Origin of the sequence: Actomonas spartinae (assembly GCF_051209155.1) — a bacterium.
Lineage (GTDB): Bacteria > Verrucomicrobiota > Verrucomicrobiia > Opitutales > Opitutaceae > Actomonas.
In genome coordinates this window covers 1,703,207-1,718,261 of sequence record NZ_JBPJGB010000002.1, presented here as the reverse complement: position 1 = coordinate 1,718,261, position 15,055 = coordinate 1,703,207, and the positions used below count along the sequence as shown (strand labels likewise).

Annotated in this window: 11 protein-coding genes; 5 read left to right on the top strand and 6 right to left on the bottom strand. The window is 64.5% G+C overall.

Going from position 1 to position 15,055, the window contains the following annotated elements; all coding sequences use genetic code 11:
- Positions 1–33: 33 nt before the first annotated feature.
- Positions 34–1,629, top strand: coding sequence for an aldehyde dehydrogenase family protein (locus AC0MRV_RS14625; protein WP_472765233.1), 1,596 nt, complete (start codon positions 34–36; stop codon positions 1,627–1,629).
- Here the strand turns inward: AC0MRV_RS14625 and AC0MRV_RS14620 are convergent.
- Entirely contained in the window at positions 1,573–2,319 is a 747-nt protein-coding gene (locus tag AC0MRV_RS14620; protein ID WP_472765232.1) for a tRNA-uridine aminocarboxypropyltransferase, read from the bottom strand. The genes AC0MRV_RS14625 and AC0MRV_RS14620 overlap by 57 nt on opposite strands.
- A 67-nt stretch (positions 2,320–2,386) precedes the next feature.
- Here AC0MRV_RS14620 and AC0MRV_RS14615 point away from each other — a divergent pair, with 67 nt between their 5' ends.
- The 3 genes from AC0MRV_RS14615 to AC0MRV_RS14605 all read left to right on the top strand — a co-directional run bounded on the left by AC0MRV_RS14615 (position 2,387) and on the right by AC0MRV_RS14605 (position 6,738).
- Entirely contained in the window at positions 2,387–3,193 is an 807-nt protein-coding gene (locus AC0MRV_RS14615) for a 3-keto-disaccharide hydrolase (RefSeq protein WP_472765231.1), read from the top strand.
- A gap of 85 nt (positions 3,194–3,278) precedes the next feature.
- Positions 3,279–4,949 carry a sodium:solute symporter gene (locus tag AC0MRV_RS14610; protein WP_472765230.1) on the top strand — a complete coding sequence of 557 codons (1,671 nt, stop codon included), beginning with the start codon at positions 3,279–3,281 and terminating at the stop codon, positions 4,947–4,949.
- Positions 4,950–5,070: 121 nt separating this feature from the next.
- On the top strand, positions 5,071–6,738 hold the full coding sequence (locus AC0MRV_RS14605; protein ID WP_472765229.1) for a GH39 family glycosyl hydrolase: 1,668 nt from the start codon (positions 5,071–5,073) through the stop codon (positions 6,736–6,738).
- 57 nt (positions 6,739–6,795) lie between these two features.
- On the opposite strand, the gene pgl is transcribed toward AC0MRV_RS14605, so the two are convergent.
- From pgl to AC0MRV_RS14585, 4 genes are all read right to left on the bottom strand, one after another.
- Positions 6,796–7,530: a 6-phosphogluconolactonase gene (gene pgl / locus AC0MRV_RS14600; RefSeq protein ID WP_472765228.1), complete on the bottom strand. Its 735-nt coding sequence runs from the start codon at positions 7,528–7,530 to the stop codon at positions 6,796–6,798.
- A 142-nt stretch (positions 7,531–7,672) separates the two neighbouring features.
- Positions 7,673–8,659: a hypothetical protein gene (locus AC0MRV_RS14595; RefSeq protein ID WP_472765227.1), complete on the bottom strand. Its 987-nt coding sequence runs from the start codon at positions 8,657–8,659 to the stop codon at positions 7,673–7,675.
- 16 nt (positions 8,660–8,675) lie between these two features.
- On the bottom strand, positions 8,676–10,211 hold the full coding sequence (gene zwf / locus AC0MRV_RS14590) for a glucose-6-phosphate dehydrogenase (protein ID WP_472765226.1): 1,536 nt from the start codon (positions 10,209–10,211) through the stop codon (positions 8,676–8,678).
- A 91-nt stretch (positions 10,212–10,302) separates the two neighbouring features.
- Entirely contained in the window at positions 10,303–10,734 is a 432-nt protein-coding gene (locus AC0MRV_RS14585; protein WP_472765225.1) for a YraN family protein, read from the bottom strand.
- 86 nt (positions 10,735–10,820) lie between these two features.
- On the opposite strand from AC0MRV_RS14585, the gene AC0MRV_RS14580 reads away from it, so the two are divergent.
- On the top strand, positions 10,821–12,992 hold the full coding sequence (locus AC0MRV_RS14580; RefSeq protein ID WP_472765224.1) for an ATPase, T2SS/T4P/T4SS family: 2,172 nt from the start codon (positions 10,821–10,823) through the stop codon (positions 12,990–12,992).
- Positions 12,993–13,060: 68 nt separating this feature from the next.
- Here the strand turns inward: AC0MRV_RS14580 and AC0MRV_RS14575 are convergent, their stop codons facing one another.
- The gene (locus tag AC0MRV_RS14575; RefSeq protein WP_472765223.1) at positions 13,061–15,055 is read right to left on the bottom strand and encodes a tetratricopeptide repeat protein; all 1,995 of its coding nucleotides are present in this window, start codon (positions 15,053–15,055) and stop codon (positions 13,061–13,063) included.

Sequence of the window (15,055 nt, the reverse complement as noted above, 5' to 3'; positions counted from 1 at the left end):
CGCAATTCCGTCGGTTTGGCGCATGGTGACCCCATGCGCCTGCACCCGATGCTGATCGACGGTGACTGGAGTCCGGCCACCGCGGCGGCGGCTTCGTTTCAAGCCGCCAACCCCGCGAACGGTGAGCCGTTGCCGGAACACTACCCCGTCAGCCCCTGGTCGGATCTAGATCGTCTGCTCGCCGCCGGCCGACGCGCCGCGCGCGAGCTGCGGAACTGCCCACCCGAACAGCTGGCTGGCTTCCTCGAACGCTACGCCGAGCTCATCGCCAAACACCGCGACGAGCTCGCGACCCTGGCCGAACGCGAGACCGGCCTGCCGGCGCAGGCGCGCTACGCCGCGGTGGAGATTCCGCGCACCTTGCAGCAACTGCGCGACGCCGCCACCTGCGCGCGCGACCAAAATTGGCGCCAGCCAACCATCGACACCGCGAACAACCTGCGCGCGCAGTTCGAACCGCTCGGCAAGCCTGTGCTGGTCATGGGGCCCAACAACTTCGCCTTCGCTTACAACGGCGTCGCCGGCGGCGATTTTGCCGCCGCCATCGCCACCGGGCATCCCGTGATCGCGAAGGCCCACCCCGCGCACCCCGGCACGACCGCGCGCCTCGCCGAGCTGGCCCTGCAAGCGGTGCAGGCCACCGGCCTTCCGCGGGCGACCGTGCAGTTGTTTTTCCACTGCAGCAACGAGGACGGACTCCGCCTCGCCGCCGATCCGCGCCTGGGGGCGATCGGTTTCACCGGCAGCGAAGGCGCCGGGCGTGCGATCAAGTCCGCCGCCGACGCCGTGGGCACGCCGGGCTACTTCGAAATGAGCGGGGTGAACCCGGTCGCGCTCCTGCCCGGCGCGCTGCGTGAACGCACCCAAGAATTGGTCGATTCGTTCTGTGACTCCTGCCTGCAGGGGGTCGGCCAGTTCTGCACCAATCCCGGCCTGCTCCTCACCATCGGGAGCGAACACCTCGATCTGTTTCTCGCCCGCAGCGTCGCCCGCTTCGCCCGGCACGACCCGGGCCCGATGCTCACCGCGCAACTGCCGCAACACCTCGACGCCGCGGTCGCGAAATTAAGTGATGCCGGCGCCGTGTTGCTGGCACGCAGCCCGGAGCCCACCAAACCCGGATTCCGCCCCCGGGCCGCGCTGTTGCGGATCGAGGCCGGCCGCTTCCTGAGCAACCCAGATTTTTTCCAGCACGAAATGTTCGGCCCGGCCTCGCTCGTGGTCGTCGCCGTCGACGCGGCGGAACTTCGGCGCGTCTATCGCACCCTGCACGCCTCCCTCACGGGTTCACTGTATTCCGCGAAGGACGGCAGCGACGACGCCCTGTGCGCCCAACTCACCGCCGAACTCGCCCCGCGCATCGGCCGTCTCCTCAACGACAAGATGCCCACCGGCGTAGCCGTTTCGCCCGCCATGATGCACGGCGGCCCCTTCCCCGCCGGCGGTCATCCGGGCTTTACCGCCGTTGGCATGCCGGCGTCCCTGCGCCGCTTCGGCGCGCTGCGGTGCTACGACAACGTGCGCCCGCACCGCCTGCCGCGCACCCTCGCCGATCGCAATCCCCTGCCGGATCTACTCTGGCGCTGCATCGACGGCGCCTGGACCACCGCCGACGCGGAAAAAATTTGAGCGCCGCTGCACGCTGCGGGCGCTCATCGGTTTGCGCTCGCCCGGCTCACGGTATCCGCTGCGTCGATACCCGCCGCGATCGGGATCCTCCGCGCAGGCGATCTGGTAACGCTGCATGCGATCGAAGAGTTCCAGCAACTGGCCCGCGTGCGGATACGTTTCGCGACCGGCGGCGCGAAAGGCCAGCAGCACCTCATTGACCGACTCGAGGGTCGAAAGGCAGCCCTCGATCGGCTGCTGCTTGATCACAAAACGGCTCGGTCCTGAAGGCGTGAACATCACGCGGGGCAGCCGCTGCAGGTTCGGACTCAGTCGCAGCATCTTGCGCGCACAACTCCACGTCGCGTCGAGCAGCAACACGACCAGTTGCTGCGTGGTCGGCAGCATTTCAACCGCGCCCGCGGCGGACAAGTTCACCGCCGCTTCACCCGGATAGAGCAACACGACATGGTTGGCGGGGTCAGCGCAAAGCGCTTGCACGCGCGCGTTGGCCTCAAACGAGGTGCCGACCACGATCTCGCTGTTGGGCAGGCAAAGGTGGGTGAGCCTTCCGGTCCCCGCTTTTTCCTTACGCGCCTCCTTCGGGTGCGTGAGCAGCACAAAACGCGTCGCCGTCGGGATCGGCACGATTTGTTCGCACCAGCACAAGGCTCGGGGCCAAAAACAACGGTAACACGTCTCTCGACTCATCGCGGCAAGGTGTGCATTGAGAACACCTGCTCTGAGCCCTTCCAACCCCTAAACCTCGAAAGTGACCATGCGTTTCCTTCGCTATTGCCCGTTTGTGCTGACGGCTTCGGCCTCCGCACTCTTTGCTCAAATGCCCGACGGCGGCCTGCCCCCGCCGGAGATGACCGAATACTGGACGCCGCAACCCGCGGTGGTCACCTCCGCGGTCGGCGAAGTCCCCTCGGATGCGATTGTGCTGTTCGACGGCAGCTCCCTCGACGCCTGGGAATCGGCCAATGTGCCCGAGGAGCGCAACGCCCCCCGCGCCGCGGCGGCGTGGGACATCATCGACGGCAACCTCGTCGTGAAAGCGAAGACCGGAGACATCCGCACCAAGGAAGCCTTTGGCGACGTGCAGCTCCACGTGGAGTGGCGCGCCCCGAGCGAGATCAAGGGCAAGAGCCAAGGTCGCGGCAACAGCGGGGTCTTTTTCATGGAGCGCTATGAAGTGCAGGTGCTCGATTCGCACAACAACCCGACCTACGTGAACGGCCAGGCCGCCTCGGTCTACAAACAATACCCGCCTCTGGTGAACGCCACCAGCGCTCCGGGCGAGTGGAACACCTACGACATCATCTTCGTTGCCCCGCGCTTCGACGCCGGCGGCAAGCTGGTTTCGCCCGCCCGCGTGACGGTCTTCCACAATGGCGTGCTTACGCAGCTCGACGTGCCGCTCGCCGGCCCGACCGCATGGCGCGGCCTGACCCACTACGACTACCATGTTCCGGTTCTGCCTATCCGCCTGCAGGACCACGGTAATCCCGTCGCCTACCGCAACATTTGGGCCCGCAAACTCAATCTGCCGCCAAGCACGCTCAACGACGTTGCCCGCTGAGTTTGCGCATAACGGTAAAAGCCCCGCGCGCTCTCGTTCTGCGCGGGAAGCTGTCTTCACTCCTACCCCTCACTAACCCCCGCTTATGACCCCACTCGATTGGATTATCATCGCCGCCTACTTCGTGGTGCTGGCCAGCATTGCTTGGTATAGCTCGCGGAAGACCGAAACGACTGCCGACTACTTTCTGGCCGGTCGCAATATTCCTTGGTTCGTCGTCGGCTGCTCGCTGCTCGCGTCCAACATTGGCTCCGAGCACATCGTCGGACTCGCCGGTTCCGGCGCCAACAACGGCATGGCGCAGGCGCACTGGGAACTGCACGCGTGGATCATGCTCATGCTGGGCTGGATTTTCGTGCCGTTCTACTACCGCACCGGGGTGTTCACGATGCCCGAGTTTCTCGAGCGTCGTTTCGACAGCCGCTCGCGCTGGACGCTCTCGATCGTGTCGCTCATCGCCTACGTCTTCACCAAGGTGTCGGTCACGGTCTACGCCGGCGCGGTCGTCTTCATGACCCTTTTGCCGGACACCTTCGGTTCGCCCGAAAACGCCTTCTGGGTCGGCGCCTTTACCACGGTGATCCTGACCGGTATCTACACCGTGATCGGCGGATTGCGCGCGGTGGTCTATACTGAGGTCGCGCAAACCGGCCTGCTGCTTTTCGGCTCCCTGTTCATCACCATCTTCGGCCTGCAACAGCTCGGCGGCTGGGGTGAGCTCAAGGCCGTGCTCGGCGACGACCCCGCCCAGTTCGCGCTGTGGCGGCCCCTCAGCGACCCTGAGTTTCCGTGGCTCGGTGTCATGATCGCCTCCCCCGTGGTGGGCATCTGGTATTGGTGCACCGATCAATACATCGTGCAGCGCACCCTCGCCGCGAAGTCCCTGCAGGACGCCCGCCGCGGCGCGATCTTCGGAGGCTTCCTCAAGGTCCTGCCGGTGTTCATCTTCCTCGTCCCGGGTATGATCGGCTACGCCCTCCACTCCAAGGGCCTGCTGAACATCCCCCTCGGCGAGGACGGCAGCATCAACGGCGACATGGTCTTCCCGACGATGGTGGCAAATCTGCTCCCGGCCGGCCTGCGCGGTATCGTCGTGGCAGGACTGCTCTCCGCGCTGATGAGCTCGCTCGCTTCGCTCTTCAATTCCTGTGCCACGCTCTTCACCGTCGATATCTACGACAAGATTCGTCCCGGCCGCTCGGAGAAGGAGCTGGTGCGCGTCGGACGTATTGCGACATCATTCGTGGTCGTGGCCGGCATCATCTGGATTCCGGTCATGAAACTCGTTTCCGGCGGCGGTCTCTACCAATACCTGCAAAGCGTGCAGGGATACCTCGCTCCGCCCATCACCGCGGTGTTCCTGCTCGGTCTCTTCTTCAAGCGCATCAACGCCCGTGGCGCCTTCGTCGGACTCACGGTCGGTTTCGTGCTCGGTATGTTGAAGCTCACCATCCAGGCCCTCGATGGCGGCGGTGCCTTTGGCGACACGGGACTGCTCCACGCCATCGGTTCCTACAACTTCCTCTACGCCTCCGGTTGGTTGCTCGCGATCAGCCTTGTCGTGGTGGTCGGCGCCTCCCTCACCGCGCCACAGCAAACCGACGAGCAAATGGCTGGCCTGACTTATGGCTCGGTCTCGCCCGAACAGGCCGCGGAAAATCGCGCTTCCTGGGGCGCGCCCGAAGTGTGGGGCACGATTGCCGTGCTCGCTCTCGTGTTTGGTATCTACGTCTACTTCAGCTTCTGGCTGAACTGAGCGCCCCGCGCCGTCTTGCTTCACCCGGCCCGCCCCTTCCCGGGGCGGGCTTTTTTTGGCGGGGCAACGATCAACGTTTCCCCATTCGACAAACCCGGTGCAACCCGCCGAACTTCTGTCTATGACGCTTCGCCCCACCCCGCTGCGAACCCTCGTGTTCTCTTCGCTCTTGGTCAGCTCCACCTTCGCGGCCGACCCCATCGCGATCACGGTTCACGCCGACGAACCCATCGGTGAGCTTCGTCCGATCTGGAACTACTACGGCTACGACGAGGCCCTCACCACGCTCACCCCGGAAGGCCAACACCTGCTTGGGGAGCTCCGCCAGATGGCGGAACCCAATCCGATCCACGTGCGAGTTCACCACCTCCTCACCAGCGGCGACGGCACCCTCGCGCTCAAGTGGTCGAGCACCAACGTCTACACCGAGGACGCCGACGGCAACCCCGTCTACGACTGGAGCATGATGGACCGCATCATGGATGAGCTCACGCGCGACAACACCGAACCCTTTGTCCAGGCCGGCTTCATGCCACAGGACCTGTCGGCCCAACCGGAACCCTACACGCCGGAACTCACTCAACGCGGCCTGCCCCGCAACATGGTCGACGGGGGCGCGTTCTACCCGCCGAAGGACTACCAGAAATGGCAGGACCTCATTGCTGCCTGGGCCCAGCACTGCGCCGATCGCTACGGCAAGGAACGCGCCGAGTCCTGGCTGTGGGAACCCTGGAACGAACCCGAATCGCCCTACTGGAAGGGCACGATGGAAGAGTTCTTCATGCTCTACGACCATTTCGCCGCCGGCGTGAAATCGGTCCTGCCCCATGCCCGCGTCGGCGGACCGCACGTCACGGATCCCGGTTGGAAAAACGGCGATGTCTTCATGGAGGCCTTTCTCGAGCACTGCCGCTCCGGGCTCAATGCCGCCACGGGCGAGATCGGCGCGCCACTCGACTTCGTGGCCTTCCACGCCAAGGGCACCACCCGCCTCGACGAACAGGACCGCGTCGAGATGAACCTGCGGAACCAACTTAAGACGATCGATACCTACGCCCGCATCATCGCATCCTTCCCCGAGTTCAAGGATCTGCCGGTCTACATCGGCGAATCCGACCCCGAGGGCTGCGCCGGCTGCCCGGCCACCCTCGATCCGGAACGCGACTATCGCCGCACCTCACAATTCGCGGCCTACAGCGCCGCCGCCTTCATGCGCAAACAGGACCTCATGGCCTCCCACGGCGTGCGCCTTGAGGGTGCGGTCAGTTGGGCCTTCACCTTCCACGACCAACCCTGGTTCAACGGCCTGCGCGCCTTCACCACCAACGAGGTCGCCCTGCCCGTGCTGAACGCATTCCGGCTCTTCTCGCGCCTCGAGGGCGAACGCCTCCGCGTGGACAATCCCGGTATGATCCCCACCGCCGATATCATCGCCGATAGCGTGCGCGGCCGTCCCGATGTCGGTGCTGTGGCCACCGTGAGCGGCCAGGTGCTGTTGTGGAATTTCCACGACGTGGCCGGAGATGTGCAGGACGCGACCGTCACCGTTTCTTTCACCGGTGCGCCGCCGCGCGATAAGGTCGCAGCGACCGCGTGGCGGGTGGATGCGACCCACGCCAACGCCTACACCGCTTGGCAGGCCATGGGGGAACCGCAGGAGCCGACGCCGGAGCAAATTGCCGTGCTCAACACGAGCGCCCTGCTCACCCCGGAGAACCTTCCCCTCGCCGACGACGGCAGCTTCACGCTGACCCTCGCGCCGCAGTCGGTCGTTCTGGTCGAACGGTAGCCAGCCTCGGGGTGGCCGGCCCGGGTCAACGACCCCGGCTACCACCGACCGGTGGCCTTAACTCAGCTCGCTCGCCGCGGCTTCGTCGACGAGCCACACCACGCGGTCGGCGCAGGTCTTGAGGATCTTCGACGGCGCGTCGAGCAGGGCGTCGTCGCCTTCCAACACGCGCTTCAACGCGGGCGCTTTACCCGCACCGAGGGTCATGACCACGATGAGACCGCAGGCCTGCAGCCCCGTTGGCGTGATGGTGAGGCGCCAGCCTTTTTGCGGTGTATTCACGGCCGCGAAGAAAACACTGCCATCGTTTTCGAGCAGTTCGCTGCCCGGAAAGAATGAAGCCGTGTGGGCGTCGTCGCCCATGCCGAGAAAGCACACGTCGTAAGCTTTGCCCGGCGGGTTCAAGAGTTGCATGGTGCGACGATACGCCTCGGCCGCTTGCTCGGGTTCATAGGCCACGACCCAGGGATGACGGTGGTCGACCGGCACCGCTTTCGGCGCGAGCAGCTTGCGCTCGGCGTTGCCGAAATTACTCTCGTCGCTGTCGAGCAGCACGCAGCGTTCGTCGCTCACCGTGAAGTGCGTCGTCGCCAGCACCTCGGCCGGGATGGCATCGGTCTCTGCCGCCCACTGATACCACGCCTGCGGGGTCGAGCCACCGGTGAAGGCCCACGTGAAGTTCGTGCTCTCGCTGGTCGCCTTGTGCGCCACCGCGAGGCGCACGGCCTCGGCGAACAGTTCCAGTTTCTCGCCGATCAGCAACCGGCCGTAATCCGTCTGTTTTTCAATCATGAAAGGGAGGGGCTGGAACCACGAATGGACACGAATCGCGTCGCCTACCGGCTACGCACTGAGGACTGCGAAAAGGAAGACCTCACTGCGGCGAAACGGTAGTGGAGCCATTCGTGTCCATTCGTGGTTCAAAAAAATAAGTCTAGAAGAACACCGCTTCGGCCAGGGCCGCCGGGGGCTTGAGCAGGTGCATGCTGGTCGTGAGTTCAACGCGACCGCCGCCCATGTCGGCGGCGAACTCCGCGTGATTCTTGGCGATATCCGCCCGCCACTTGAAATAGCGCTGGTCACCATAACGAAACTCGACCGCGAAATCGTCGATACCCGCGGCTTCGCTGGGTTTCACGACTTCGGCGCAGTCCGGATTCAGTCCGCATTTTTCCAAGCGCTCATGCAGCCAACCGAGCAAAACGCGGGCTTCCGGACCGTAGTGCGACTTATGATACAGCCGGACCTGCCGCAGGCCCTCGACCAGTTTCGCCGGTTCGAAACCGGACAGGAATTGCCCGAGTGACTGGCGCACCGGGAGCAGGCGCGCGTGCACCATGTCGCGGATGGCGGCGGGATTGGGCCACGGGTAATCCATCGCATCCACCGGCACAATCGAGGTGTCAAAGATGACACGCTTGGCGTGCTGGAGCATGAACTGGTAGTCAGCCAGCCGGCTGCTGTCCGAAAAGCGATGCGCCCAGTAGTAAAGCGGCAGATCGGTCGAGAGGCAGATGGAGACCTGGCTTTCGAGGAAGCAGCGCAACTTGAGCGGGTAGCACAGCATCACAAATTCGACGCAGCGCGTGTCGCTCTTGGACTTCCCCAGGAAACACTCTCCGTAGACTTTGGCGCGCATCTCCTCGACGCCAGCGTCTTCCTTGAGCGGGCACAGCACCACCACCCGACACGGGTAGCGCTGGGCGAAGTGCTTGATGGTCTCGAATTGCGCAAGCGCATCGTCGGGCTGGGTGGCGAAGCCGAAGTGCAGCACAAAGTTCATCTGCATCGCGCGCACCTCGTTGGCTGAGGGCTTCGGCCCGTCGCCCCGGGTCGCATCCTCCCACAACATGGCGAGGCGGTGTTTGATGTCGCCGACCGGGACCTCCACACCGGGGAGCTTTTCAAAAACGAGAGGCATGACTCGGCTCCTCCGTTCAGGGCTTGCGCCAAATGTGCTTTTGCGTGGCGAGCAGGAAGTCGGCGTTGGCCGGCCCCCAAGAGCCCGCCGGATACGAGTCCATGCCACTGCGACCGGCGTTGGCCCAGGCTTCGAGCACCGGCGTGTAAAGCTTCCAGGAGGTCTCGGCCTCATCGCCGCGGATGAAGAGCGTGCCGTCGCCGATCATGGCATCGAGCACAAGACGCTCGTAGGCCTCGGGGGTGTTGGAGCCGAAGGTCGTGCTGTAGCGGAAGTTCATCTTCACCGGCTGCATGCGCGTCTCGAGTCCGGGCACCTTGCCGTTGAGGATCATGCTGAGCCCCTCGTCGGGCTGGATCTGGAAGGACAGCGTGTTGGCCGCGACATCGAAGCCACCGCCGGCGAAGAGGGTGCCGGGCGGGCGTTTGAACTGGACCGCGATCTCGGTCACGCGGCGTGCCATGCGTTTCCCGGAACGCAGGTAAAACGGCACGCCTTGCCAGCGCCAGTTGTTGATGGAAAGCCGGATGGCCGCGTAAGTCTCGGTGCCGGAGTCGGACGCAATGCCGTCCTCATCCAGGTAGCCCGGGACCGGCTTGCCGCCCATCATGCCCTCGCCGTATTGGGCGCGGGCAACGTCGCCGCCGGGCGAGACGTCGAGCGGCTGGATGGCGCGCAGCAGCTTCACCTTCTCATCGCGAATCGCCTCGGCATCAAGTGACACCGGCGGCTCCATCGCCGTGAGCGCCACGAGCTGCATGGTGTGATTCTGAATCATGTCCCGCAGCGCGCCGCTTTGCTCGTAGTAACCGCCGCGACTGCCGACCCCGACCTCCTCCGCCACGGTGATCTGGACGGAGTCGATGTAATTGCGATTCCAGAGCGGCTCCCAAATCGCATTGGCGAAGCGCTGCACCAACAGGTCCTGCACCGTCTCTTTGCCCAGGTAGTGATCGATGCGATACACCTGATGCTCGTCGAAAACACCGCGGATGGTGCGGTTCAGTTCCAGCGCCGAATCGAGGTCCCGCCCGAAGGGCTTTTCGATGATGACCTTGGCATGATGCGCCTTGCCGGCGTGTTTGCGGGCCAGCCCGCTTGCGCCGAGATTCTCGAGGATCGGCTCGAAGACGGAGGGCGGGGTGGAAATGTAGAACAGCAGCTGCACTTCGCGGCCGACCTTCTGCTCGATCTTGTCGAGGTGCTCGGCCAGCCGCTTGAACGCTTCGACATCGTCATAGCCGCCGGCAACGTAGGTCGTCCGGGCCGCGATGCGATCCCACACGTCAGCGCTCAGCTCGCGGCGGGAGAACTCGTTGATGGCGCCCGCCGCGAGATCCCGGAACTCATCGTCGGCGATTTCCTTGCGGCCGTAGCCGATCAGATGGAAGTCCGGCGGCAACAGGTTGTCGGCCCCAAGATTGTAGACGGCCGGGATGAGCTTGCGTTTGGTCAGGTCGCCCGAGGCGCCAAAAATGACCACCGCGGTCGGCGGGGCGCCGCGATGTTTGCTCAAGCCGTGAAGAAAGGGATGGCGGGAAGAATCGGCCATAGAGAAACAAGCAGGACACGCCAAACCCGGTGGCTAGCAAGGCCGAACCCACGTTTGCCTCGCTCCGCCCGATGACGTTTTTTTCTGATTGTCAGCGAACGGGCCGATCCAAGGGCACGTTCTCGAAGTGACGGACCGCCGCCGCCGCGACGTCGCCCCCCTCGCCCAGCTCGAGCTCCACCACGTCAAATCGATGGGTGGTCGGCTCCTCCCGCAGGCGCCACAGGTAGGCTTTGATGGCCCGCGTGAGCACCCGGCGCTTGCGCCGGTCGACCGCATAAAAGCCCGGCACCTTGGCTGCGGCCGACCGCGCTTTGACCTCCACAAACACGAGCACCGCGCCTTCCCGCATCACCAAGTCGATCTCCTCGCGCTGGTCGCGCGGATTACGCCAATTGCGCGCGACGAGTGTCATGCCCCGTTCTCGCCGCAGAAATTCCTCGGCTCGACGCTCGGCCGCGGCCCCGACGTTGCCCCCTCCGCGACGTTGACTCAACCAGTTAAACAGCAACGCTCTCAACATCCTAGTCACTACGGCTGTGGGGAAATCGCCCCCGAGGCGAGCCCACATCCGCCACCACCTCCCGACTTCACCCCCTCCAGAACCACATGGCCGCTCCCAACGTCGCTGGCGCCCTGAGACGCAACCTGCTCATCAAGGTCATCGCCAAACCCGCCCCGAGCAAAGAGGACGTCACCTCCGTCATCGAGCTGACCTCCACCAAAGTCGTGGAGGCGCTCCAGGCCCAGTCGATGACCCTCTACCTGGTTGAGGGTAACGAAATCGCCTTCCGCCACGTTTATTACTCTCCCTCCCTCTGGCGCGACGACCCGTCGAAGGAGGACACCTTCCGCCAAACCGCCGAAAAGCTGCTCGAACTACGCCTGCCACTCGGCACCGGCAACGTGGGCAAGGTGATCGAGTCCGGCGAGCCGCTCTTCTTCACCGCTGACGGTCCCGACGCCGAGTCGCTCAAGAAAATGAACACCGGTTTCGAGGTGCGCTCGATGCTCACCGTGCCGCTCAACGCCGGTGGCCACAAAATCGGCGCGATTCAGGTGCTCAACAAGGAGCCCGAAGCCGGCACCGATGGCCAGTTCACCGAAAAGGACCTGCAGCTCCTGGTCGAAGTGGCGGAATACTCCGCCACCCTCATCCAGCGCATGCTGGATCCGAAGTTCCAGCTCAGCGCCGACGACACCGCGAAGTTCATCGCGCGTCTCACGGATACACCGCTCGTCACCGACGCCAAAGAGATCGAGATCGATGAGAAGCTGGTCGAGGTTGTCGGCGATGCGGTGATTCGCCGTGAAGGCATCTTCCCGCACAAACAACTCTCCCCCAGCTCGGTTGCGGTGTTGATGAGCAACCCGCTCGACTACGCCAAACGCGACTCGTTCCAGATGGCGACCGAGCTCACGATCGAAGAGGTCAAAGTCGCCTCCGCCTCGTTCATTGATGAGCTCGTCAACAAGTTCTTCAAGAAGGGCCCCACCACCGAAACCGACGTCGACATCACCGATGTCGCCGACGTCATCAGCACGACCTACACCGGCGGTGACAGCGAGGTCAGCGCCGCCGACCTCGAGAACGAGGAGTCCGGCCCGATTGTGCAGCTCGCCAATCGCATCATCGAGGATGCCTACATCTCCGGTGCCTCCGACATTCACATCGAGCCGCAGGAAAAGGACCTCATCGTCCGCTACCGCATCGACGGTCTGTGCACCGAAAAGCTGCGCCTGCCCTCACAGGTCTCCAACGCGCTCTGCACGCGTTTGAAGATCATGTGCAACCTCGACATCGCCGAGCGCCGCCTGCCCCAGGACGGTCGTATCGTCTTCAAGAAATACACCAAGAAGAACATCGATATCGACCTGCGTGTCGCGACCGGCCCGATGAACCATGGCGAGAAGGTCGTCATGCGTATCCTCGACAAGCAGAAGACCACCCTGCCCCTGCCGGCCCTGGGCTTCTCCGAGGAGAATCTGGAGAAATACCGCGCCTGCATTCAGCAGCCCTACGGCATGATCCTGCACTGCGGACCGACTGGCTCGGGCAAATCGATGACGCTTTACTCCGCCCTCGCCGAGATCAACTCCCCCGACATCAACATCCAGACGGCTGAGGACCCGATCGAATACACGCTGCCCGGCCTCAACCAGATGCAGATGAATCGGCAGATCGGCCTCACCTTTGCCCGCGCCCTGCGTTGTTACCTGCGTATGGACCCCGACGTGATTCTGGTGGGTGAGATTCGTGACGAGGAAACCGCCGGCATCGCCGTGGAAGCCGCGCTGACGGGTCACTTGCTTGTCTCGACTCTGCACACCAATGACGCGCCCTCCACCATCTCGCGCATGGGTGAAATGGGCGTCGAGCCCTTCAACATTTCGGCGTCCCTGCTCTGCGTGTGCGCGCAGCGCCTCATGCGCCGCGTCTGCAAGAATTGCAAAATCGCCTACGAACCGGAGGGTCGCGAAAAGATGCTCATCGAGAAGGCCATCGGCTGGTCCGGTCAGATCTTCAAGGCCAACCCCCAGGGTTGCCCGACCTGCGGCGGACTCGGCTACAAGGGCCGCGTCGGCATCCACGAGCTGATGGTCAACTCCGAGGAACTCACCGCCGGCATCAACAAGGAGATCGAGGTTGCCGAGTTGAAGCGCATCGCCATGCGCACCGGCATGAAGACCCTGCACCAGGACTCCATGCTCAAGGTGAAGGAAGGCGTGACCACGATCGAAGAAGCTCTGGCCAATGTCCCGCCGGACCTGATCAACTGACGATCACGACCTCGGAAGATCGGTCCGGCATGCCGCGAGCGGCGGCCTTCGCTCCAGCGGGCCGCGGTTCAGCCGCCGTCTTCCGCCTCGGCTGCCGCCGCGTCGGCGGTGGCCCAATCCTCGCGCAGACGCCGCGCCGGAGCGAAGGATTCATAGCGCCGCTCGACCTCGGCCAGCACCCGCTGGGCAGCCGCGCGCTCGCCTTCGGCGTCGAGTCGCCGCACCACGTTCATGATTTCCAGCGCTCGATTCAGGGAACCGTCGAGCCGGAAACGCACGTTGGTGAGCAAGGCCGGCCAATCGCGTTGACCAAGATTAAGTTCAATTTCCCGCACCAGCAGTTCGGCGGTGTTGGCATTCATCCACGGCGGCCGTTGTTGGCGCAGGTCCCGTAGCAGTCCCTCCAACTCCCCCCAACTCTGCGCCTCGATCAACTCATCGCAGCGCTGCAAAAACAAGCGCGCCGATCCCAGGAGCCGGGTGTGGTCGGTCGAGACGGCGGTCTGCTCTCCCCGCACGTCGTCGAGATCGAGTGGCGCGCCATCCGGGATCTCCGGCAGGGCCAGCGCCACGCGTTCGGTCTCGCCGACCAGTTGGCGCAAGCGCTGCGTTTCGCTCCGCACATCTTCGCTCCCCGGAAAGCGTTGCGCGGCCAGCTCCATGAGCTGCAGCGCGGTCATCGGTTGACCGGCTCGTTCGTGCGTCACCGCCATCGACTTCAGGGCCGGCAAAGCCACCGCGCCCGTCCGGGCGATTTGCAGCAACTCCTCGCCGGCCCTCGTCTCGCCGGTGCTCAAATGTGTCGCGTAGGCGCGTTGGAGATCGCGCCAAAAGCGCAGCCGGCGCGCGGCGGGCGTCGAATCGTCCTCGGGCTCCATCGCCTCCACGAGCGCCAGCGCCGCGCCGTAGCGCTGCTGCTTCATCGCGGCCTCAAACTGGAGCTGCTGCCAGCGCACATCCGAAACCCCCAGCAGGCGCGCGCGCTCCGCCAAACGATGAAAGAGCGGCCAGGCCTGCGCTTCGACCAGCGGTTGCGCCATGCGCAGCATCGCGACCGGTCGGGTCTCGAACCGCATGAAAAAGGTGTCCTGTGCCGCCATCGCCGCCGCTTCATTCCCCGCCAACCACTCCTGCACCGTGCGGTAGATCCATGGCGTCGGATCCGTCGGCGCCCGCTCCTGCATCCGATCCAGCAGCGCGCGCATTTCCGCCAAGTCACCCGACTCCCGCGCCAAACGCACGCCAATGCGCAGCACTCCGCTGTTCGCCGCGCTCGTCGCTCGCGCGCCCCAATCGGCCAGCGCGGCGTGGGCGTCATCGAAACGCTTCAGGCTCAGCAACGCGACCACCCGCACCTCCTCCAAAAGATCCGAACTTTCCGGCTGCTCGGCGACCCAACGCAACGCCGCTTCATAACGGCCATCGACCATCAGCACCCGCGCCTTTTGCTCCACCAGCCATTGGTGTTCGCGCTGCACGGCGGCGCCGGATTGTTGCAGGCAGGACTCGAGGCCTTCCAGCGCCAGCGCATAGTCTTCACCCGCAAGACAGATCTCGATGAACGCCTCGACGGTTTCCCGGCCCGGGAAGCCCCGCTGCATGCCCTCCAACAACAGCTTCAGTCCCCGCTCCCGCTGTCCCGCCGCGATGAAAAAATAGGCCAGCCGTTGCCGACCGCTCCGGTTGTCGGGCGACTTGACCAGGCCCGCCTGGATTTTCAGCACCGCCTCGCTCCAGTTCATCGCCTCCATCGCGGCGAGGCCGGCCGTGATGTAGGAGTCGCCCCGCTTGCGTTGGATTTCATCCCAGCGCACCGGCACCAGCAGGCAGTCGCTCCACGTCACCAGATTGTGGGGACGCCGATCAAGCCACACGAACAACGCCGAGGCCGCCGCCACGTAGGCCATGACGGCCAGGCCCGCGAGCCATAGCAGCAGTCCCCGCACCATGATGCGCAGCCGCTGGCGGCGTCCCGATTTGCTCGGCACCATCATGAACAGGCCCCAGCGCCACCGCTCGCGACCGCTTATGGTTGGTTTCCAACTGAAGCTGATTCGCGGCAT